This is a genomic window from Sorangium sp. So ce834 (genome assembly GCF_051521425.1).
In the GTDB taxonomy this organism is placed as follows: Bacteria; Myxococcota_A; Polyangia; order Polyangiales; family Polyangiaceae; genus Sorangium; species Sorangium cellulosum_D.
Window position 1 is genome coordinate 12,945,927 of sequence record NZ_CP150351.1, and the last position, 22,035, is coordinate 12,967,961.

Annotated in this window: 11 protein-coding genes; 7 read left to right on the forward strand and 4 right to left on the reverse strand. The window is 72.0% G+C overall.

Translation table 11 applies throughout. The features are described from left to right. The first annotated feature begins 66 nt into the window (after nucleotides 1–66). Complete coding sequence (locus WMF20_RS47365; RefSeq protein ID WP_437608339.1) at nucleotides 67–1,227, forward strand: cellulase family glycosylhydrolase; 1,161 nt, start codon at nucleotides 67–69, stop codon at nucleotides 1,225–1,227. Nucleotides 1,228–1,374: 147 nt separating this feature from the next. On the opposite strand, the gene WMF20_RS47370 is transcribed toward WMF20_RS47365, so the two are convergent. Further along, nucleotides 1,375–2,784 (reverse strand): hypothetical protein, encoded by a 1,410-nt coding sequence (locus WMF20_RS47370; protein ID WP_437608341.1) that lies wholly within the window; start codon nucleotides 2,782–2,784, stop codon nucleotides 1,375–1,377. Between the two features lie 624 nt (nucleotides 2,785–3,408). On the opposite strand from WMF20_RS47370, the gene WMF20_RS47375 reads away from it, so the two are divergent. From WMF20_RS47375 to WMF20_RS47400, 6 genes are all read left to right on the forward strand, one after another. Then, a complete protein-coding gene (locus tag WMF20_RS47375; RefSeq protein ID WP_437608343.1) occupies nucleotides 3,409–4,434 on the forward strand; it encodes a hypothetical protein in 1,026 nt (341 codons plus the stop codon). Between the two features lie 48 nt (nucleotides 4,435–4,482). After that, nucleotides 4,483–5,736 (forward strand): PP2C family protein-serine/threonine phosphatase, encoded by a 1,254-nt coding sequence (locus tag WMF20_RS47380; protein ID WP_437608345.1) that lies wholly within the window; start codon nucleotides 4,483–4,485, stop codon nucleotides 5,734–5,736. 19 nt (nucleotides 5,737–5,755) lie between these two features. Next, entirely contained in the window at nucleotides 5,756–10,693 is a 4,938-nt protein-coding gene (locus WMF20_RS47385) for an FIST N-terminal domain-containing protein (RefSeq protein WP_437608347.1), read from the forward strand. Between the two features lie 186 nt (nucleotides 10,694–10,879). Next, a complete protein-coding gene (locus WMF20_RS47390; protein WP_437608349.1) occupies nucleotides 10,880–14,359 on the forward strand; it encodes a protein kinase domain-containing protein in 3,480 nt (1,159 codons plus the stop codon). Between the two features lie 290 nt (nucleotides 14,360–14,649). Continuing rightward, nucleotides 14,650–16,437 carry a protein kinase domain-containing protein gene (locus WMF20_RS47395; RefSeq protein WP_437608351.1) on the forward strand — a complete coding sequence of 596 codons (1,788 nt, stop codon included), beginning with the start codon at nucleotides 14,650–14,652 and terminating at the stop codon, nucleotides 16,435–16,437. Nucleotides 16,438–16,612: 175 nt separating this feature from the next. Continuing rightward, nucleotides 16,613–16,780 (forward strand): hypothetical protein, encoded by a 168-nt coding sequence (locus tag WMF20_RS47400; RefSeq protein WP_437608353.1) that lies wholly within the window; start codon nucleotides 16,613–16,615, stop codon nucleotides 16,778–16,780. Between the two features lie 443 nt (nucleotides 16,781–17,223). Here the strand turns inward: WMF20_RS47400 and WMF20_RS47405 are convergent, their stop codons facing one another. The 3 genes from WMF20_RS47405 to WMF20_RS47415 form a co-directional block, all read right to left on the reverse strand. Beyond that, nucleotides 17,224–18,921, reverse strand: a complete 1,698-nt coding sequence (locus WMF20_RS47405) for a hypothetical protein (protein ID WP_437608355.1) — start codon at nucleotides 18,919–18,921, stop codon at nucleotides 17,224–17,226. Nucleotides 18,922–19,992: 1,071 nt separating this feature from the next. Then, entirely contained in the window at nucleotides 19,993–20,655 is a 663-nt protein-coding gene (locus tag WMF20_RS47410; RefSeq protein WP_437608357.1) for a superoxide dismutase family protein, read from the reverse strand. Between the two features lie 231 nt (nucleotides 20,656–20,886). Beyond that, entirely contained in the window at nucleotides 20,887–21,897 is a 1,011-nt protein-coding gene (locus WMF20_RS47415) for a hypothetical protein (protein ID WP_237244758.1), read from the reverse strand. Between the last annotated feature and the right edge of the window lie 138 nt (nucleotides 21,898–22,035).

The following is a 22,035-nucleotide window of genomic DNA, read 5'->3' on the forward strand; positions in this document are numbered from 1 at the left end:
CGCTGGGGCGCCAGCTGCAATCAGGAGAGAGGAAGTCATAACATGATGTACATGAATCATCGGTCGATGGCTGGTTGGGCCGGAGCCGCCCTCGTGGCGCTCGGCCTCGCCGTGGGGTGCGGCGACGACTCGGGCGACCCGCAGGGCTCCGGGCAGGACGCGACGGGCTCGGGCGGGGGCACGACGGGCGCGGGCGGGGGGGCGACCACGTCCGGCGGCGGCGGCGCCTCGACGAGCGACGGCGCCTCGACAAGCAGCGGCGCCACCTCGGGCACGGGCGCCGGGGGCGGGGGAGGGGGCGAGCCGTCGACCGGGTTCTCGGTGCGCGGCCGCTTCCTCTACGACCGCTGCGGCGAGAAGGTGCTGCTCCGGGGCATCAACGAGATGGTCGTATGGCTGCCGTCGGGCCCCGACGGCCTGCCGGAGTTCGCGGAGATCGCGAAGACGGGCGCCAACACGGTGCGGATCGTGTGGAACACCGAAACGTCCGTGGCGGGCCTGGATACGGCCATCACGAACGCGCTCGCGCAGAAGCTCATCCCCATCGTCGAGCTGCACGACGCCACGGGCAAATGGGAGCTCCTGCCGAGCCTGGTCGACTACTGGACGGAACCGGAGACCGTCGCCGTGATCAAGAAGCACGAGCAGAATCTGCTCGTCAACATCGGCAACGAGGTCGGGGACCAGGTGGACAACGCGGCGTGGGAGGCGGGCTACAAGCAGGCCATCACGAGGATGCGCGACGCCGGCATCACGGTGCCGCTCATCATCGACGCCTCCAAGTGGGGGCAGAACATCGACCAGCTCCAGGCCGTCGGCCCCGCGCTCGTCGCGCACGATCCGAACATCATGCTCAGCGTGCACATGTGGTGGACGGACGGGAGCGGGGCCACGATCACGAAGGAGCTGAACGAGTCCGTGGCGCTGAACCTGCCTCTGATGGTCGGGGAGTTCGCGCATCACGCCGTGTACGAGTGCGGCCAGCACCCGTTCGATTACAAGACGCTCCTCGCCAAGAGCGTCGAGCTCGAGGTGGGGTGGCTCGCCTGGTCGTGGGGCGCCGTCAAGAACAACGACTGCAAGGACGACGGGCCGTTCGACATGACGACCGACGGGACGTTCGCGGGGCTCACCGGCTGGGGCCGCGAGGTGGCGGTGACCGACCCGAACAGCATCCAGAACACGTCGGTGCGCCCTCACTCCATCGAGACCGGGTCCTGCGAGTAGCGCGAGCAGCGCGAGGCGAGCGGCGCCGGCGGGGCGAGGCGCCGCCGGCCCGCTGTTGAGCCGCCCCGAGGGGGCCACAGCTGTCGTGAAAGCAGTAGTCGTCCGCTCCGCGATCACCGCGATGGCCCTTCACCCTCGCCGGATCGATCAGAGCGACTTCAGGTACTCCACGAGATCGCGCTTCTCGTCGGGATCGAGCCCGAGCGCGAATCGCTCGTCGTAGCTCCGCACGACGTCCAGCAGCGTCGCGAAGCGGCCATCGTGGTAGAAGCGACCCTTGTTCGCCGGCTTCATGAACAGCCCTCGCTCCCGGACGAAGAGGGCCGCCAGGTTCATCGTCTTGTACGAGTTGCCGGGCGCTCGGTTCGCCTGGAAATCGTCGATCCTCATCTCTTCGGGCGTGTGCAGGTTCCAGCCGGCGTCGGTCCAGAGCGGCTTGTTGTGGCAGTCCGTGCACTTCGCCTTGCCGACGAACAGCCTCTTGCCGTGCTCGGCGGCCTCCTCGTCGAAATCGACGCCGGGCACCGGCCTCGGCGCCGGGAGCGCGAGCTGGTAGAAGTGCAGCGCGGGGAGCTTCGACGTGACGAGATCGTCCTCGGGTTCGACGATCACGTTCCAGATCCCGGTGGCCGCCGCGTTCGGGTACTTCTCGGGGTCGTTGAGCCGTGGATCGAAGAAATTCCCCTTCCCATGCATCTGGGTCACGGCGACGTACGCGTTCCAGTAGGGGACCGAGCCCCAGTTGCCGGTCCAGGTGTGCTCGTTGATTCCACCCATGTCGAAGGCGTTGGGGAGCAGGGTCGCCGCGGGCTTCCCGTCAGGCCGGAACGCCTTGCCATCGAGGATCAGCTCGGCGTCGTACTTGCCCGGCCCCCAGCTGAGGAGGACGTTCCTCACGCCCTCCTCGGTGACGCCCGCGGGCACCCTCGGCAGCAGGTCGACGAGCGGCTGCAACGTCGGGGCCGATGCGACGATGGCGCCGACGTTCAGATCGCGGTTGGCCCAGCCGTCGAGGCGCTTGCCGATGCCCGGCGCCACGGAGTCGTTGACCGTGGAGTGGCAGAAGGCGCACTGGAGGCCGATCGAGGTGAGCCTGCCGCGGCCGTCGAAGAAGCCCGTCACCCCGAGGATCGCGTCGAGCCGCAGGAGGCGCAGCGTGACGGCTGCGTCGTCGAGGTCCACCTGGCCGCGCTCGATCTGGCCCCGCAGCCTCGGCGGGAGCGCGTCCACGTCGACCTTGAGCCCGAGCGCCAGCGCCTGAGCCGGCGTCACGTTGGCGATGCTCTCGTGCAACCGCAGCTTGCCGCCCCAGAACTGCTCGTCGCCGAAGGTGTCGAATCGAAAGGTCTCCCGGCCCCGCCGGAGCAGCTGGTCTGTGTTTCGCTCCGTGAGGGCGTCGAAGTCGCTGAACCGCGGGCGGCGGGGCAGATCGTCCTCGGCGGAGGCGATGTGCTCTGTCCCTTCGCTCCGGCCGGCCGAGCTGCAAGAGAGCGCGGCCACGCCGAGCGGAATCGCCGCTCCGACGAGCACGAACACCGTGGTGAGATGTGTCATCATGGCAAGCCCTTTCAAACTCCTCGCGTCACGCGGTGAATCCAAACGTGATGGGGGCCCGCGTTGCCGGGCAAGTAAGAGATTTCATGATCGTCTCATCGGGTGAGCGGCTCACGCGCAGATCGCTGGCGGCGACAGGCGTCGAGCGCCCGAGATCCCATCGCGCTATCGGGCGCTCATTCCTGTTCATGGCGACTGATTCCTGTTCATGGCGACCGCGGATTTGCCGAGATCCGGAGCTCGCCACGACACCGCGGGCGATGGCGCGCCTTGCGCCTCGCACACAAGGGCCCGTGCTCGAGTCGACCTCGACGGCCTCGTGGGCCGAAAGAAAGATGGCTTACGTCGATGCGCCGCCGCGCGGCGATCGCCGGCGGGGGCTGCGGCGAGGCGCCGCTCGGCCGATGGCGCCCCTGACCGGCCTCTCGCCGCGCCCGGGATCCGTGGTGTAATCCCCCTGCTCCTCCCCTCGCAGCCCCCGCTGCCAGGGCCACCCCGCGGTGGGTGGTGGCCCAATTTGCCCCGGAGTGATTCACATGAAGGCGGGAAGGCAGGAAGATCATTGATCTTTCTTCCCGCCTTCCCGCCTTCATGTTCAAATCCGGCCACCACCCCGCGGTGCCCCCCTTGAGCGACTCAGCCCCGAAAGCGACCATCGCCGTGCTCGAGCGGAACCGGGTCGTCGGCCAGCGGATCGCGCGCGTCATGTCGGCCGCGGCCGGCATGCAGGACGTGCCCGTCGCCGGCGATCCGGCCGAGCTGCGCGCGCGGCTCTCCGAGCGGCCCCTGCTGCTCGGCTGCGACGCCGCCGACCTCGACCTCGCGCTCGAGTGGGCGGCCGAGCGCTACCCGAGCATGCACCTCATCGTGTGGACCTCCGGCAGCACCGACGCGGTCCTCCAGGCCGCCCTCAAGGAGCCGCGGCTCTCCAGCATCGTCGGCTGGCCGAGCTTCGCCTCCATGCCCCGGCCGTGGGAGATCGCGCTCGCCGTCCGCCGCATCCTCAAGCCGCTCGCGCTCCCGCCCCGCCTCGCCGACCTGCTCTCCTGGGGCGCCACCATCGTGAAATGGCGCCCCCGCACGAGCGAGGACCGGGACCGCACCGTCGGCGAGGTGGCGCACTGGGCCGAGCGCGCCGGCGCCCCCGCGCGCGTCGCCGAGCGGCTCGCCGCCCTCGCCCACGAGCTGCTCATGAACGCGATGTACGACGCGCCCGTCGATGGCCGCGGCCGCCCGCGCTACACGCACGACCGGCGGTCCGACATCGTGCTCGAAGAGAACGAGATCCCCACGCTGCGGCTCGGCTCCGACGGCGCCCACATTGCGCTCCAGGCCCACGATCCGTTCGGCGGCCTCCGGCGCCACCACGTCTTCGAGGGCATCACGCGCGGCCTGAGCGCCCGCGGCGCGGACGCGGCGCGCGCCGCCGTGCTCGACACCTCGCGCGGCGGCGCCGGGCTCGGCATGCTCAAGATCTACGCGGCCGGCGCGGTGCTGGTCATCGACGTCTCGCCCACCTCCTCGACCCTGGTCACGTCGTTCTGGGACCTCGACGTGAACCCGCGCGAGTTCCGCTCCCTGCCGGCGTCCATCCACTTCTTCGAGCGCTCCACCACCCCGGCGGCGGAGACGCTGGAGCGGACCGGGTGGTAGCGCGCCGGCCCGCCGCGCGCGCAGCAGAGCCCGGCCGAGGCGGACGCCATGGCTGAGATCGATCCGCTCCTCGCGCGGCAGCTCCGTCGCCTCGGCCTCGAGGACCTGAGCGAGCCGCCCGACCGGGAGACCTGGCACAAGGTCGTCGCGCGCATCAGCGAGCACTACCGCCACGTCGCCGACGACCGGAGCCTGCTCACCCGCTCGCTCGACCTCTCCACGAACGAGATGGGCGCGCTCCACCGCAAGCTGCTCGCCGAGCGGGACCGCCTCCGCAGCGTCGTCGTCGCGATCGGGGACGCGCTGACCATCTTCCACGACGCCGCGAGCTCGCAGGTCGAGCCGGCGCGGCCGCTCGACGTCGACTCGACCATCTCGATGGCCAAGCGGCGCTTCGCGGCCAAGCTCGGCAACCTCCTCTCCCTGAGCGGCGCGGCGCCGGGCGGCGAGGCCCCGGGCGCGCCCCCGGCGAGCGACGCGGACGAGGCGATCCACGAGGTCCGCGTCCAGCTCGTCGCGCTCGGCGACCGGCTGGTGCAGCTGCTCCACGACACCGCCGAGCGGGCGTCGCTGAAGAAGCAGCTCGAGGTGGCGCGCGCCGTCCAGCAGATGCTCGTGCCGAGCGACGACGTGATCGAGCGGCCCTCGCTGCGGCTCGCCAGCCACTTCCAGCCCGCGGCGGAGTGCGGCGGCGACTGGTGGACCTTCCACGACCTGCCGGACGGCAAGCTGCTCACGGTCATCGGCGACGTGACCGGGCACGGCATCTCGTCGGCGATCATCACCGGGGCGGCGAAGGCCGCGTGCGACGTCGCGCGCACGTTCGTGCGGGAGGAGCTCGGCGCCGCGCAGCTGCTCCGGCTCATGAACTGCTCGATCTTCGAGGCGGGGAAGCAGAAGTTCTTGATGACCTGCGCGGCGTGCATCTTCGATCCGGGGGCGCGCACGCTGACCCTCGCGAACGCCGGCCACCCGTTCCCGTACCTCGTGAGGAACAACACTGTCCGCCAGCTCACCGCGCACGGCTCGCCGCTCGGGGCGGCGAGCTCGGCCGAGTACGCGTCGAGCACCGTGCAGCTGGAGGGCGGCGACGCCCTCCTCTGGTTCACCGACGGCGTGACCGAGTGCGAGAACGCGTCGAGCGAGCAGTTCACCGAGAAGCGGCTGCGCGCGCTGTTCCAGAGCGTCGCCACGTACGCGCCCGAGGAGGCGCGGGACGCGATCGTCGCGGCGGTCTCGAGGTTCCGCGGCGAGCGATCCCTCGACGACGACATGACGCTCGTCGTGGCCCGCGTGCTGTAGCCTGGGGGCGACGAGCCCCATGATCCTCGAGACGTTCCACTACGATCGGGACACCCAGAAGTGGTCGGTCCGGGTGCTGCCCGTGCTCGACAGCGACCGGACGCTGGTGCTTGTGTTCGGCGCGCCCGAGTTCCTGGACGACCCGGGTGCGATCCGGGAGCTGCGGCGGGCGTACCCGCGGTCGCACATGGTGGGGTGCTCGAGCGCGGGGGAGATCGCGGGCACGGCGGTGCGCGATGGGACGCTGTCGGTGGCGGTGGCGCGGTTCGAGCGCACGACGCTGTCGGCGGCGCAGGTGGAGGTGGCGAGCGCATCGGGGTCGTTCGCGGCGGGGCAGGCGCTGGCGCGCGAGCTGGACCGGCCGGGGCTGCGCGGAGTGCTGGTGCTGTCGGAGGGGCTCGGGGTGAACGGCAGCCAGCTCGTGGCGGGGCTGAACGCGGTGCTGCCCGAGTCGGTGGTGGTGACCGGAGGGCTGTCGGGGGACGGGACGCGGTTTCAGCGGACGTGGGTGTGCGTCGGGGACACGGTGCGCAGCGGGCTGGTGGCGGCGGTGGGGCTGTACGGCGAGCACGTGGTGATCCAGCACGGGTCCAAGGGGGGGTGGGACAAGTTCGGGCCGGAGCGGGTGGTGACGCGCTCGGCGGGGAACGTGCTGTACGAGGTCGACGGCAAGCCGGCGCTGTCGCTGTACAAGGAGTACCTCGGGGACAAGGCGGCGGAGCTGCCTGCGTCGGCGCTGCTGTTCCCGCTGGCGCTGCGGGCGACGGCGCGGGACGAGAAGTTCTTGGTCCGCACGGTGCTGGCGGTGGACCACGAGCAGCAGTCGATGACGTTCGCGGGGGACGTGCCGGAGGGCCACCTCGTGCAGCTGATGAAGGCGGACTTCGAGCGGCTGATCGGGGGCGCGGAGCAGGCGGCGCGGGCGGCGAGCGAGGCGGGCAGGGCGGCGGCGGCGGCGGGCGAGGGGGCGCTGGCGATCGCGATCAGCTGCGTGGGTCGGCGGATCGTGCTGGGCGACCGGACCGAGGAGGAGGTCGAGGCGGTGCTGGACGTGCTGCCGCGGGGCACGCAGGTGACGGGGTTCTACTCGTACGGGGAGATCTCGCCCTACGCCGCCGGTCACTGCGACCTGCACAACCAGACCATGACCCTCACCGTCCTCTCCGAGGCCCTCACCCCGCTGCTCATCCGGAGCGAGGGCCCGCGGGAGCGGAGGCCGCGCGCCGCGAAGGGGACGCCGGCCGTGGCGGCCCGCGTGGTGGCGCAGCCGGCGGGCGGGATGGCGGAGTTCGAGGAGCTCGAGATCGCGTCCGACACCCATTTCGACGCGCCGTCGACAGCGTCGAGCGCGGCGCCCGGGATGCGGCTCGCGACGTTCTCGTTCTCGCGCGCGACGGGCAAGTGGTCGGTGCGGGCGCTGCCCGCGCTCGACAGCGACCGGACGCTGGTGCTTGTGTTCGGCGCGCCCGAGTTCCTGGACGACCCGGGTGCGATCCGGGAGCTGCGGCGGGCGTACCCGCGGTCGCACATGGTGGGGTGCTCGAGCGCGGGGGAGATCGCGGGCACGGCGGTGCGCGACGGGACGCTGTCGGTGGCGGTGGCGCGGTTCGAGCGCACGACGCTGTCGGCGGCGCAGGTGGAGGTGGCGAGCGCGTCGGGGTCGTTCGCGGCGGGGCAGGCGCTGGCGCGCAAGCTGGACCGGCCGGGGCTGCGCGGGGTGCTGGTGCTGTCGGAGGGGCTCGGGGTGAACGGCAGCCAGCTCGTGGCGGGGCTGAACGCGGTGCTGCCCGAGTCGGTGGTGGTGACCGGAGGGCTGTCGGGGGACGGGACGCGGTTTCAGCGGACGTGGGTGTGCGTCGGGGACACGGTGCGCAGCGGGCTGGTGGCGGCGGTGGGGCTGTACGGCGAGCACGTGGTGATCCAGCACGGGTCCAAGGGGGGGTGGGACAAGTTCGGGCCGGAGCGGGTGGTGACGCGCTCGGCGGGGAACGTGCTGTACGAGGTCGACGGCAAGCCGGCGCTGTCGCTGTACAAGGAGTATCTCGGGGACAAGGCGGCGGAGCTGCCTGCGTCGGCGCTGCTGTTCCCGCTGGCGCTGCGGGCGACGGCGCGGGACGAGAAGTTCTTGGTCCGCACGGTGCTGGCGGTGGACCACGAGCAGCAGTCGATGACGTTCGCGGGGGACGTGCCGGAGGGCCACCTCGTGCAGCTGATGAAGGCGGACTTCGAGCGGCTGATCGGGGGCGCGGAGCAGGCGGCGCGGGCGGCGAGCGAGGCGGGCAGGGTCGCGGCGGCGGCGGGCGAGGGGGCGCTGGCGATCGCGATCAGCTGCGTGGGTCGGCGGATCGTGCTGGGCGACCGGACCGAGGAGGAGGTCGAGGCGGTGCTGGACGTGCTGCCGCGGGGCACGCAGGTGACGGGGTTCTACTCGTACGGGGAGATCTCGCCCTACGCCGCCGGCCACTGCGACCTGCACAACCAGACCATGACCCTCACCGTCCTCTCTGAGGCCCTCATCCCGGTGCCGCGGAGCCACGGCGCCGCGCCGGGGACGCTGCGCGCGGCGCGCGACGGCGGCGAGGAGGCGCGGCCGCTCGGCGAGGAGGCGCGGTCGCTCGGCGGGGAGGCGCGGCCGCTCGGCGACGAGGTGCGGCCGACCGTCCGCGTGCCGCCGAACGGCCATCGGACGGCGCGCCCGCGCATCCCCGGGCCGCCGTCGGGGCCGCTGCTCGCCGGGCCGCTGCTCGCCGGGGGGCCCTCGGGGCCGGTCTCGTCGGGGCGCCTGCCCACCACGGTGGACCGGCCGTCGCACTCCTCCTGGTCGCAGCGCGCCGCGCCGACGCGGATCGTACCGCCCGCCGGCGCCGCCGGCCGCCTCGACAGCCTCGCGTTCGACCGGCGGAGGATCGGCGACGTCCTCGTCGTCCGGCTCGCCGGGCGCATGACCGAGTCGTTCAAGGGGGCGGCGCTCGCCCGGGAGCTCGACGGCAAGGTCCTGCTCGACCTCGCCGGCGTCGAGCGGATCACGTCGTTCGGCGTGCGCGAGTGGCTCCAGATGATCCAGGCGGCCGAGCCCCGCCTCCGCGCTCTCTACCTCGCGCGCTGCTCCGAGCCGGTCGTCAACCAGCTCAGCATGATCCGCAGGTTCGCCGGGAGCGGGCAGGTCGTCTCGTTCTACGCGCCCTACTGCTGCGAGTCGTGCGGCGCCCAGTTCGAGCGGCTCGTCGACTGCGCCCACGACGCGGCCTCGCTCGCCGAGGGCAAGGCCCCCGAGGCGGTGTGCCCGCGCTGCCGCGGCGCCGGCGCCTTCGACGACGACGCGGCGACCTACTTCGGGTTCGTCGCCCAGCACGGCGCCGGCGCCATCCCGCCGGAGGTGCGGGAGATCCTCCTCGAGCTCGAGAAGGGCGACGAGCCGGCCGCCGGCGACGCGGTGGAGAAGTCCGTCGAGGGGCGCGTCACGCGGGTCAAGGTGGGGAGCAAGCTGACCGCCTCGCTCCGCTGGAGCCGCATCATCGACGGCCTCGAGGGGCAGGTCGTCTTCGACCTGAGCAGCGCCCCCGGGGTCACCGCCGACGGCGCGGCCCGCTTCGAGTCGGCGCTCCGCAAGCTCGACGGCGCCGTCGAGGCGGTCCGCATCGAGGGCTGTCCCCGGCTGCTCGCCGAGCGCATGGCGAGCCCCTCGTGGCCCGAGCTCGCGCGGCTCGCCTCCGCGGTCGTCGAGGGCCGCTGCGCGTCCTGCGGCGCGGTCCGGACCGCGCTCGTCGAGGTCGGCAAGCACGATGTCCTGCTCCGCGGCGGCCCCGATCCGCGCGTCGCCTGCAAGCGCTGCAACACGCCGCTCGCCTTCGACGACGGCGCCCGCGCGCTGCTCTCGCTGCTCGGCGCCCGCGCGTCGCGCCCGCCCTCGGCCCCGACGCCGGCGAGCGCCTCGCCGCAGCCGGGCGCCCTGCCCCCGGCGAGCGCCTCGCCGCCGCGGCCGGCCGCCCCCGCGGCGGCGCAGCCCGGCGCGGGCGCCAGCGCCGCCTTCGTCGCGCTGCTCGCCGGGGTGGCGATCGTGGCCGCCGGCTTCGCGGTCTGGCGCAGCGGCGCGCGCCCCGCCGAGGCGCCGCGGGCGCCGGCCCCGGCGCCCGCGGCCTCGGCGGCGCCCGCGGCCCCGGCGGCGCCCGCGGTCCCGGCGCCGGCGACGGACGCGCGCGCGCCGGCGCCCTCCGCCAGCGCGCGGGCGCGGGCGGGCTGGTCTGCCGTCGACGATCTCCCGCCCGCGTGGGTGGAGCGGCCGTTCGTCCTCGAGGCCGACAGCGTCTTCGTGGTCGGCCGCGGCGGCCCCGCGGCCAGCGACGCGGACGCGCTCGCGGAGGCGCGCAGCAGCGCGATCGAGCGCCTCGCGTCCGGCCTCGCCGCCGAGCTCGCGAGCTCCCCCGTGGCCCACCTGCTCGCCGCGCACCCGCCGGCCGAGCCCCCGGAGCAGCGCGCGGAGGTCGTCGAGCGCGTCGCCCGGCGGTACCTCGCCCAGGTCGGGTCGCTCGCGACGCCCGAGCGCGTCGACGCCGTGGTGCGGCGCGAGGGCGGCCGCGTCCTCGCCTTCGCGCGCTACCGGCTGACGCGGCCGAGCTTCGAGGCGGCCGCGGCGAGCTACCGCCAGACGGCCACGTTCCAGGGGCTCACCGTCGCGCGCTTCTTCCCGCTGCTCGAGGCGAGCGCGCGCACCTCCGGCGAGCTCGTCGTCGTCGCGGTGGAGCGCCCGCAGCGCGGCGCGGATCCGGGCATTGTCGCGGGGGACGTCGTCCTCTCGGTCGACGAGCGCCCGGTCCACTCGGTCGAGGCCTTCGGCAGGGCCGCGGCGGACGCGTGGGCGCGCACCCCGCCCGGTGGTACGATGGCCCTCCAGATCGAGTCGCGCGGTGAGCGCCGCAGCGTCAGCTTCGCGAAGCCCCACGCCGAAGGCCCTCGATGAGCACCCTGATCGCCCGCCGCGCTCCCTCCGAAATGACGGTGCCGGCTCGCACGGCGGAGGCGGTGGTGGCCGGATTTGAACATGAAGGCGGGAAGGCGGGAAGAAAAGATCAATGATCTTCCTGCCTTCCCGCCTTCATGTGAATCACTCCGGGGCAAATTGGGCCACCACCGCGGAGGCGGGCGCATGACCGAGCGCCCCGCCGCGGGCCCCCTGAGCGCCGCGTCGCGCCGCCTTGCCTCGCTCGGCAAGTACCGCCTGCTCAAGAAGATCGGCATGGGCGGGATGGCCGAGATCTGGGTGGCCTCCGTCGCGGGCATCTCGGGCGTGAGGAAGATCTGCGTCGTCAAGCGGATCCTCCCGCACCTCGTCGACAGCCCCGAGTTCGTGCGGATGTTCCTCGACGAGGCGCGCATCGCCGCGACGCTGGACCACCCCAACCTGGTCCAGATGTACGACATCGAGGAGGTCGACGGCGTGCCGGTGATCGCCATGGAGTACCTCCACGGCGAGGACCTCAGGACGATCAAGAAGTCGCTCCGGTCGGCGAACCGGCGGATGCCGGTCGAGCACGCGATCACCATCGCCGCCGCCGTCGCGGCCGGGCTCCATTACGCGCACGAGAAGGTCGGCTTCGACGGCAAGCCGCTCGACATCGTCCACCGCGACGTGTCCCCGCACAACGTGTTCGTCACGTACGACGGGGCCGTGAAGATCCTCGACTTCGGGATCGCGAAGGCGGCGAACCGCGTCAACGAGACGCGCGACGGCGCGCTCAAGGGCAAGGTCCCGTACATGTCGCCCGAGCAGTGCACGAGCGAGCAGCTCGATCGCCGGAGCGACATCTACTCGGTGGGCATCCTGCTCTACGAGATGTCGACGGGCAGCCGGCTGTTCCGGCGCGGCGCCACCGAGTTCGAGCTGATGCGGGCGATCGTCGAGGATCCGGTGATGCCGCCGAGCCAGGTGTGCGACGACTACCCGCCGGAGCTCGAGCGGATCGTGCTCAAGTGCCTGGAGCGGGACCGGGAGAAGCGGTACGCGACCGCGCGGGACCTCCAGATCGACCTCGAGGCGTTCGCCCGGCAGGAGCGGCTCGCCACCTCGTCGCTCGCGCTGTCGTCGTTCATGGCGGAGCTGTTCGGCCAGCGGGTCGAGGCGTGGCGGGGCGCGCTCGCCTCGGAGGCGGAGCTCCTGTCGCACATCGTCCAGAGGCAGGAGTCGACCCGGAGCGACGACTCGTCCGCGGGCGATCTCGACGTCGTGGGCGGGGCGCCGCACGGCGCGCTCAGCGTCGAGCGCCCCGGCGGGATCGCGACGAAGCTGTCGGCGCCGCTGTTCTCGGCGTCGCGGCTCGAGGCCGCGCACGACCCGGACCCGCCGCCGCCGCGCTCGAGGAGGCTCCCGTCGCTCGTGGACGCCGGCCCCGGGGCCGAGCCCGAGGGGGCGCACGGGCACGGGCCCCGGGCCCTCACCGTGACCAAGCGCCGGCTGGGCGGCCTGCTCATCGTCTCGATGTCCGGGCGGATGACCGAGGAGCTCCATGGCCTCGCGGTCGCGCGGGGCATCGCTGGCCGCGTGCTCTTCGATCTGGGCGGGGTGCAGCGGGTCACGTCGTTCGGCGTGCGCGAGTGGATGGCGATGCTGGCCGAGGTGTCGCTGAACGCGACCGAGATCTACGTCGGCCGCTGCACCGAGCCGATCGTGAACCAGGTCAGCATGATCCGCCGCTTCTTCGGCGACGGGCGCATCGTGTCGTTCTACGGCCCGTACCGGTGCGAGCGCTGCGGCGCCACGTTCGAGCGGCTGTTCGACTGCGACCGGGACGCGCACCTCGTCAGGACGCACGATCCGCCCGCGAGCCCGTGCCCGCGCTGCGGCGGGGCGGCGGTGTTCGACGACGACGCCGAGAGCTACTTCGCGTTCGCGGCCGCGCACGCGGGGATCCAGCTGCCCGAGGACGTGCGGGCCGCGCTCGACGAGCTCGCGCGGCTCGACGCCGGGACCCACGAGGCGATCGAGAAGACGGTGGACGAGCGCGGGACGCGCATCCGCGTGCGGGGGAGGCTCGACGCGCACGTCCGGTGGAAGCGCGCGCTCGACGGGATCGAGGGGGATCTCGTCCTCGACCTCACGGGGGCGGCGGGGGTGACGCCCGAGGGGGCGCAGGCGCTCACGCTCTCGCTCCGCGCGCTGGGCGACGAGGTGACGTCGATCCAGATCGAGGGCTGTCCGGTCGCGCTGCTCGAGCACCTCGCCGCGGCGAGCCCCTCGCTCGGGGCGGCGGTGGTCTCGGCGCTCGTCGACGGCGCCTGCGCGCGGTGCAGCGCGCCCCGGCAGACGCTGCTCGACGTGCGGGAGGCCGCCCAGGCGGCGATCGAGGACCGGGAGCCGTACATGCCGTGCAAGCGGTGCAACGCGCCGCTCTCGTTCGCGGCGCTCCTGCCGGTGCTGAAGCGGCTCGGCGCCGCGCTGGAGCCGGCGCGAGCGCCCTCCGGCACGCCCGCGCCCGCCGCGACGAGGCGCTCCGCGGGGATGGCGCCCACGGCAGCGGGGGCGCCGGGGGCAGGGGGGTCGGTGACGGGGGTGCAGGCTTCCGGGGCAGCGGGGGCAGAGGCGCTGGTGCCGGGGGTGTCGGCCGCGGAGGCGGCGGCGCCGGGGGCGTCGTCGGCGGCGCCGGCTTCCGGGGCAGCGGGGGCGCCGGCGGCGAGGGCGCCGGCTTCCGGGGCAGCAGGGGCATCCGGGGCGGGCGCGTCAGGGGTGCCGTCGTCGGAGGCGGCGACGGCGCGCCGGCGGGCGCGGGCCGCTGCCGCGGCCGGCGGGCCCGGGTCGCGCTGGGCGTTCGCGGCGGTCGGGGCGGCGGCGGCGCTGCTGGTCCTCAGCGTGGGCTACGCGTACCTGGGCTGGGGCCGCCCGCGCCCGGTCGCCGGCCCGGGCGCGGCGCCCGCGGCGAGCGCGAGGTGGCGCCCGGCGCCGCCGGCCGACGAGACGCCTGCCTGGATGCAGCGGCCGTTCGCCGCCGAGGGCGACGCGATCTTCGTGGTCGGCGAGGGCGCCGGCGAGACCCGCGAGGCGGCGCTGTCGGTCGCGCGCGCCGACGCGATCTCCCGGCTCGCGAGCAACGTCGTGCCCGCGCTGGCGGGGTCGCAGGCGTACGCCTTCCTCGAGGCGCGCGGCGGCGGCGCGCGGCGGCCCGGGATGGCGGAGGCCGAGGCGAACCGCTACCTGAAGCAGGTCGGCGCGTTCGCCACCCCCGAGCGCGTCGACGCGCGCTTCCAGGAGCGCGACGGCGCCGTGATGGCCGTGGCGCGCTACCGCATGCGCAAGGAGAGCTTCGACGCGGCCGTGCAGAGCTACCGGCGCACGGAGAGCGCGTTCGGCCTGACCGCGGCGCCCCTCTTCCCCTTGCTCGAAGGCGAGCTGAAGACGAGCGGCGACGCCGTCGTCGTGGCCGTGGACGAGCGCAGCCCCGCCCAGGCCGCGGGCGTCCGCGTCGGCGACGTGGTGGTCGCCGTCAACGGCCGGCCGCTCGCCAACTTCGACGCGTTGCGTTATTCGCTGTCGAACCTGCCGGAGGGCGCCGCGGTCGAGCTCACGGTCGAGTCGGCCGGCGCGCGGCGGACGATCGCGATCACGAAGGCGAGCGGGGCGCGGAAGGGCGGCTGAGCGGGCCATTGCGACGAGCGCCGCAATGGCGTCGCGGCGAATGCGGCGGCGGCGCGGCGAATCGGCGGCGGCGCGCGAATCGGCGGCGGCGCGGAGGTGAATTGCCGGCGCTCCGCGGCGGTGTCGCTCCCGGCGCTCCGCGGCGGTGTCGCTCCCGGCGCTCCGCGGCGGCGGTGTCGCTCTATGGCGTCGCTGAATTTGAGGCCGTCGGCCCATCGGTCGCCGCGCCGCGGATCGACTGCGGTATGCTGGGCATTGCGGCGCGGCGCTCTCGGTCGGAGGCTTCGGACATGCGCGGCCTGGAAGAGATCCAAGGGCTGGAGATCGGCACGCTGATCGCCGGCAAGTACCGCGTGGATCGCCTGCTGGACAAGGGCGCGATGGGCGCGGTGATCGCCGCGACCCACATGGATCTCGGCGAGCTCCGGGCGATCAAGCTGCTGCTCCCGGCCACCGCGGCCGATCCGGAGATGTGCGAGCGTTTCCTCCGGGAGGCGCGGATCGCGGCGCGGCTGAAGAGCGAGCATGCGGTCAAGGTGCACGACGTCGGGCGGCTCCCGAGCGGGCTGCCCTTCATGGTGATGGAGTTCCTCGACGGCCGCGATCTCCGGGTCATCCGCAAGAAGCGGGGCCCGCTGCCGGTCGAGGAGGCGACGCTCTACGTGATCCAGGCCTGCGACGCGCTCGCGGAGGCGCACGCGCTGGGGCTCGTGCACCGCGACGTGAAGCCGGCCAACCTCTTCTTGACGCATACCCGCGAGGGCGCGCCGTGCATCAAGGTGCTCGACTTCGGGATCTCCAAGGTCTCGGAGGCGGCGTCGCTGGGCGTCTCCGAGATGCGGACGAGCACGGGTCAGATGCTCGGGACACCGCACTACATGCCTCCGGAGCAGATGCGCGGGCAGCGCGACGTCGACGCGCGCGCGGACATCTGGGCGGTGGGGTCGCTGCTGTACGTCCTGCTCACGGGCCGGTATCCGATGCACGCCCGCTCGGTGCAGACGGTCTCGCTGGTGCTCGGCGGCAAGTTCGTGCCGCCGCTGCCGTCGCAGGTCCGCCGCGGGCTCACGCCGGAGATCGATCCGATCATCATGCGGTGCCTCGAGCGGGATCGCGACAGGCGCTGGCCCGATCTGGCGGAGCTCACGCTGGCGCTCCGCCCGTTCGCGCCGCCCGCGGCGGAGCCGCTGGTCGAGCGCATCCAGCGCATCCTCCGCGGGGGCCTGCGCGACTCGCTGTCCGGCGTGCGCGCCGGCGTGGATGGGGAGGGTGCTGGGGAGCGCGGCCCGATCTCCGCGGCCACGGGCTCCGGCCCGCCTTCGGGCGGCGCGGCGTTCGCGCTGCCCGTGGAGGGGCTGCCTTCGCCGGTCCCACCGCCGTCGGCGCCTGGGGGAGAGGTCGAGTCGGAGGAGCGGAGCGAGGTCGCCACCCTGCCGGACACGCCGCGCGCGCGGGCGGAGGCGGCGCTGGCGGGGGAGGGCGAGGCGGCGCCGGCGGCGGCGGGCGAGGCGGCCTCGGGGCCGGCCGCGTCGTGCGCGCAGGCGGCCGGCGTCGTGGCGCCGAGCGAGGCGGTCACCGCTCCGGCCGGGACGCGGGTCGACGTCGACGAGGACGTCGAGATGGCGCTCGTCGATGCGAGCGCGCGCGGCAGGGACTCCTCGGCGATGTGGGAGCGGCGGTTGCGCTCGCCCTCCCGGGCGGGCTTCGTCGTGGCGGCGCTGGCGGCGGTGATCGTCGCCGCGCTGCTCGTGAGCGGCGCTCATCCCGGGGAGCCCCCGCCGGGCCCTCGCGCTTCCGGTGCGACGCCCGCGGTCGCCCCTGCGCACGAGGCGCGCGGCGCCGATGCTGCGGGTCAGGCCCTCCCGTCCGCCGTGGCATCCTCCGCGCCCCTGCCACCTCCGTCCGGGCCGGTGGCGGACCTCCAGCGCGAGGCGCTCCGGGATCCGATCGGGCGCATGGCTCGCGACCCCTCGGGGCGCACCGCGGCGGTGCCGGGGCTTCCTGCGAGCCGGAGCCTTCCGGTTTCGGGGTCGTCCCCGCGGCAACAGGGGATACCGGTCAGCGCTCCTCCTCGATGACGCGGAGGAGCGGACCAGTACCGCGTCGCCCAAGGACGAATTTGCGGTGGCGAACCGGTGCGACCCGTGGGATGCGCCGGCATTTCGGGGGGGCGTGACGACCGATCGCAGCCCCCCGGAGCGCATGGACCCAACCCGGGCCCAAACGGCAGGCTCCGGGAACGAGGCATTCGCGATGGTCGATCCGCCGCATCGGGCCGCCGTCGTCGCCTCGCTCGCCGAGACGCTCATCCGCGCCGTCGCCCTCGGGGACGAGGAGGCGGCCGGGGTCGTTCACGAGGCGATAGGCCGTCTGCTTGCGCTGCCAGCGGTACCGGAGCGGCAAGCGCGCTCGCGCCGGTAGCACGCAGGCCCGATCGCCGCCGGGAAGCGGTCTTCGCGGACCCGCACCGGCCGACCCGCACGGCGTCGCCAAGCAGCAGGCGTTACCGCCCCATGGGCCCGTCTAGGCGCGCGACCTCCTGACCCAGCTCCGGCTGTTCAGGCCCGGGAGCGCATCGTCCTACTCCCAGTCGGCGAGGGTGAGCAGGTCTCGTAGGTCGCCCGGATCTTAAAGCTACCCATCGAAATCGCGTTCTCGCGGCTCCGCCTGAACCGCAAGCATCACGCGCACGTGCTCAAGCGCCGGCGTCGTTTGCGGTAGACGCCGCCATCCGGGCCTCTCCGGTGACGGAAGAAACCTGACGCCATCCGCCTCTCTCCTGGAAAGTGATAGTCTATCAACAATCTACCCGTGCGTCGAAGGGGCCGCGTTTACCTCACCGCTTGCGGGTTTCCACGGAACGCTCAGGGAGCATTGCACCCAAGCGGCCCAAAAAGGCGAGCCACAGGTGGATCGGAAGGCCCACCGTCCGTGCCGGCCATTGCGAAGTAACGCCCATTGGCCCAAAGCAGGTTCGAATATCTAATATTATTGGTAGCCGGAGAGTGAAAAGTGAAAGGTCCCGCCACGAGTCTCAACTGTGCGTCAAACAGGCGGAACATGTCACCGTTCAGCACCGCGAGGAATGTGCCGTTCCAGTTAACTTCGGGGAATTGCCCAGAAGAACCAATATTGACCGGTTCTCCGGTCGGAATGCCTGTCGCATCGGTGGTGAGTAGGAACGACTCGCCTGATGCTTCGAAGCTGCTGTACCCGATGACGTAACCCAGCGGAACCTTGGTGGCGGACCAAGCCTCGGCATCGCCGGTCCCGTCCGTGACCGGAACTTCTGGTCCTGTAGGCATACCGTTCACGTCAAGGTCGCGTGCAAAAACAGCGTATTTCCCTGATCGGTTGTCACTCCAAAACAGCTTGAATGCAGCGCCGGACGGGACGAGCCGGGTAAGCATGACACGCGCCGACGGCGGTGTTAGATCATGTGAGGCTATGGTTTGGCCACTTGTGTTGACTTTGACCACCTTGAAGGACGAACTGACAAGGCCAGTGTAGTCATCGAAGGCAACCAGGAAATCTGTGCCGGATGCTGCCATGGTCACTCCGGACTGCGAATTCGATGAGGCGATCTTGAATATTGGCGATAGTGCCACACCACTTTCCGAGTAAGTGCGAAAGTAGACGCCGCTCCCGGTGTAGGTTTCAGCCCATGCGATTCCGAAGGCCGACCCATTCCAGGAGATGTCCGGAATGCCAGCCGTGACGCCGTCCACCTCGATGGCTGACCCAAGGAGCATACCAGCGCTGTCGAAACGCTGAAGCTTCACCTTCCAGGAGTCCGGGGTGATATCCAGGTAGGAAACTCCATAGGCCGAGCCGGAATATGCTGCCTTCGGTCGACGCGCGTCGGCGCCTCCGATTGAGAAAGGTTCGCCAAAGAGCGGGAGCCCGTCGTCTGCGACTCCGCTGCAGTCGTCATCGATCGCATTGCAAGTTTCAGCTGGAGGATTACATGCTATGGGGAGCGTGCATGCCGCAGAGCAGGTGTGTGTTCCGATGGTGCCGCAGGCCGTCGAGCAGGGAATGATCGCTCCCTGGATGCACTCGAAGATGTCGTCTGCACCGTTCCTGCAATCGTCGTCTTGACCGTTGCACGTTTCGGTTGGCGGAACGCAGTTGTTCGGGATCTGGCAGTCAGCAGTGCAGATGACCTTGCCAACAGTTCCACAGGCGGTGTTACACGCCAATTCAGTGCCGGGGGTACATGGGCAGAAAGCGCCTCCGGCGCCACCTGTGCCTGCGCCGGCGGCACCTGTACTGCTCGCGGAACAATCCGTGCCGCCTGCACCACCAGTACCTGATGGGCAGCCCTGGCAATCTTCGAAGCCGGAGCCGTCGGGAAGGCATTTCTGGACGCCCGTGGCGCCGCCGATGCAAGCACATTCGACTTGCTGGCCGGGCACGCAGGCCATGGGACCGCCGGAACTCGCGCTGTTCGTGTCGTCGTGGGTGCCGGTGGATGTCGTACTGCTAGTAGTAGCCGAGTCGCCGCCGCAGGAGATCGCCACACTCAGCGTCGCTAGGAAGCCGAAGAACTTGGTTCGCATGGTCCGCCCGTATTCAGGGGACGCGATGATAGCAGATCGTGCCCAGGCAGTAGGGGCGTACTGCTGAGAGACCGCGGCGCGCTCCCTCCTGGAACTGCTCTGGCTGGTGGAGCCCCGGGAGCGGAAGGTGCTCATCCTCGTGCGAGGGCGAGCAGGTCAGCGAGATCGCCCGGAGTCTCAGGGTTCCGGATCGGGACCGTCTTCGGCCGGCTCCGTCGAGGTCGCCGGCGCTTGGCTGCCGTGCTCAGCGGCACCGCTTACGGTGGAACGGTAGCACCTCATCTCTAGTGTCCGTTCGCTCGGTCGCAGTGGGCGCATCTTGGCACGCAGAGTCGTAGGGGCTCGGTCCCCGCCAGCCTGGTGTCCGCCGGGCTGCCTCCGCGTCCCCGAGGGTGACGGCTCGGCTCAGAGTGCCGGCGAGCGAGGCGACCACGGCGGCCCGAGCCGACGGATCGACCATCGCGAGCTACCCGGGTACAGGGCTCGGCATTTGGGCCCAGGTTGGGTCCATGCCCTCCGAAGGTGTGCGATCGGTTGTCTGGGGTCCCCAAAACCGCGGCGGAAGCAACGGATCGCCACGGTTCGGCACCACAAAATCGTTGCCGAAGGACTTCCCTGGTTCGCCGCTCCGCGGCCTGCGCTCCAGCGGGCCCCCGTTGTGGCCCGCCTCCGCTCCGGCCCCTCCGCGACGAACCAGGGACGAACTTGGGCGACAACGTACTAGAGCGCCGATCACGCTGAAATTCGGCGAAAATCGACTTATGGGAAGAGGACCGCAAGGGACGCAAGGGGAAGAGGAGAGTACAATTCCATCTCTGTCCCATTGCGCCTCTTGCGCCCTTGCGGTCTCTCCTCTTGCTGCGTGACGTGCTCTTCCAGCTTGCGCGTCGGCGGATCCGGTGGGCGCCGCGGCCCGTCGAACTAAGCTGGTCCTCTGCCTCTTCGGTGCTCTAGCTAGAACGCCAAAGCGGCAGAGATAGAATAGGATGTTGAGAGTCCTCCCGACGTCCTTGGCGCCTCGGCTGCGGGCGAGGTGGACTCAATGCATCCCGAGCGCGCCGCGGCGGCGGCTCACTTGCTCTGCCCGATGACGCCGCAACCGATGCGCCCACCCGCGTTCCCGGCGGGCTGGCTGCCGTCGTCCTGCTTCTCGTGGACGATGATGGCGCGGCCGAGGAAGGAGTTCGGCGCGCCCTGCTTGAGGTTCGCCCCCTTGACGATGATCTCGTGGGTCCCGGTCCCATCGGCCTTGACCTCGATGTTGCCGAGGTCGCCGAGGTGGCGCGGCGCGCCGTCGGGCAGGCCGTGCTGGTGGTTCTCGGGGTTGTAGTGCGCGCCCGCGCTCTTCGCGTCCGGCGCGCTGCAATCGCCGGTCTCGTGCACATGCACGGCGATCTTGCCCTTGGGCGCGCCCGAGACCTGGACGGCGACCTTCACGCCGTCCTCGACCTCGGTGAAGGTCGCGGAGCCCTTCAGCTTCGACTTGCTCCGCGCCTCGATGGGCACCTCGACGGTCGTAGGCGCCGCGGGCGCAGGCGCCGCGCTGCCGCCCTCCGGGGTGGCCGCGGCCTCGGGGGCCGCCGGCTCGGGCGCGGGCGCCGCGGTCGTCTCCGGCGCGGGCTGCGGCTGGGCGGGGACGTCGGGGACCGCAGGGGCCGGCTCGGGCGAGCCGCCGCAAGCGGCAGCGACCAGGACGAACGAGGCGAGCAGCGAGAGACGATGGGCCGGTTTCATCACAGCGGAGACCTCCAGGTTCGTGAGGCGTTGGACCTCCGCCGTCTCGTAGGCCGGAGCCGGCGAGCGATCAATCGGCGAGCCCAACAATCGTCCGCCGCCGCCGGCGCCCTGGCCCCGCGTAGACCCGAGGATTCAGGGCGCGCCCGACGCCGGCCCCGGCGCTGACATTGAACGAGGCGCGGAGTCCACCTCCGCGCCTCCGGCGAGCTCAGCGGCGCGAGCTCGTGCTCACTTCTCGGCCGGGCAGCCGATGGGCCCGGTGCCGATCACGACGTCATCGATCCACATCGCGCGGGGCGCGTCGGTCTGGTAGGACTCCCAGCCGAAGCCGATGCTGGTGAACTCCGGCGCGGTCCACTCGTAGTTCTCGATGTTGTTGGCGCAGCCCTGGCCGGTCCCGGACATCGTGAGCTCGGGGATCTCCGCGCCGTTCAGCGAGAAGCGCATCTCGTTGTTCGGCCCGTCGAAGGTGAACTCGACGCACGTCCACTTGCCCACCGGGACCACCTTCCCCTCGGCGTGGTGCCAGCAGTCCGTCGCCGGCGCGGTCGGCGGATTGCTCCACTGCCCGGGCGTATCGTAGTTCGCCATGAGCTGGCTGCCGCTCGCGATCGGATGCTGGCCGCCGTAGCGGTACACGGCCGTGTAGGGCATCCCCTCGAAATCCTTCCCCGGAACGGTGCCCGCGCCATCGATGATGGTCCAGTGCACGTCCGTGTCAGGCGCGGACTCGAGGAAGAACATCATACGTCCATGGATGACGTTCCCGTCGACGGGCAGGGCCGCCGCGTCCTTGAACTGGATCATCGCGGACTTGTAGTTGTCCTGTCCCGAGCTCTCGGGCGTGGTCACCTTGACGGACTTGGTGCCGCTGTACGCCATCGCCGTGTCGACGGTCACCGCGGATCCCGCCATGGCCTTGTAAACCGTCCACTTGCCGCTCGGCTCGCTCTGGGCCTCGTACGACTCGAAGTCGTCGCAGAGCAGCGCCCCGTCGGCACAGGCCGAGTCGCTGCCTCCCTCGCCGCCCGCGCCGGCGCCGCCGGTGCCCGTCACGCCGCCGCCGGTGCCGCCGCCGCCCGTGCCGCCGCCGCCCGTGCCTGTAGCGCCGCCGCCCGTGCCGCTGCCGGTCGAGGTCGTCGCCGTCGTCCCGTCGCCATCGTCATCCGAGCACGCGCCTGCGCCAACTCCAGACGTCACGAGCAGGCCCAGCAAGATAATGCCATGTCGAAGCTTCATGTCGGTTCTGTCCTCCGCGGCGACTATTGCACGAGCGCGTCGCGTGGTTCAAGAACGAACGCTATTTGCAGATCGCTCGATCCACGGGATCGATCCCGCGTGGCGACGCGTGATTACCCCTTGAAGTACCGGCCTTTG

What these genes read in the sequence shown, in the direction of transcription:
- WMF20_RS47380 (WP_437608345.1), top strand. Translation starts at nt 4,483, where the DNA reads ATGGCTGAGATCGATCCGCTCCTCGCGCGGCAGCTCCGTCGCCTCGGC.
- WMF20_RS47405 (WP_437608355.1), bottom strand. Translation starts at nt 18,921, where the DNA reads ATGCGAACCAAGTTCTTCGGCTTCCTAGCGACGCTGAGTGTGGCGATC.
- WMF20_RS47370 (WP_437608341.1), bottom strand. Translation starts at nt 2,784, where the DNA reads ATGATGACACATCTCACCACGGTGTTCGTGCTCGTCGGAGCGGCGATT.
- WMF20_RS47400 (WP_437608353.1), top strand. Translation starts at nt 16,613, where the DNA reads ATGGTCGATCCGCCGCATCGGGCCGCCGTCGTCGCCTCGCTCGCCGAG.
- WMF20_RS47395 (WP_437608351.1), top strand. Translation starts at nt 14,650, where the DNA reads ATGCGCGGCCTGGAAGAGATCCAAGGGCTGGAGATCGGCACGCTGATC.
- WMF20_RS47365 (WP_437608339.1), top strand. Translation starts at nt 67, where the DNA reads ATGGCTGGTTGGGCCGGAGCCGCCCTCGTGGCGCTCGGCCTCGCCGTG.
- WMF20_RS47410 (WP_437608357.1), bottom strand. Translation starts at nt 20,655, where the DNA reads ATGAAACCGGCCCATCGTCTCTCGCTGCTCGCCTCGTTCGTCCTGGTC.
- WMF20_RS47415 (WP_237244758.1), bottom strand. Translation starts at nt 21,897, where the DNA reads ATGAAGCTTCGACATGGCATTATCTTGCTGGGCCTGCTCGTGACGTCT.
- WMF20_RS47390 (WP_437608349.1), top strand. Translation starts at nt 10,880, where the DNA reads ATGACCGAGCGCCCCGCCGCGGGCCCCCTGAGCGCCGCGTCGCGCCGC.
- WMF20_RS47385 (WP_437608347.1), top strand. Translation starts at nt 5,756, where the DNA reads ATGATCCTCGAGACGTTCCACTACGATCGGGACACCCAGAAGTGGTCG.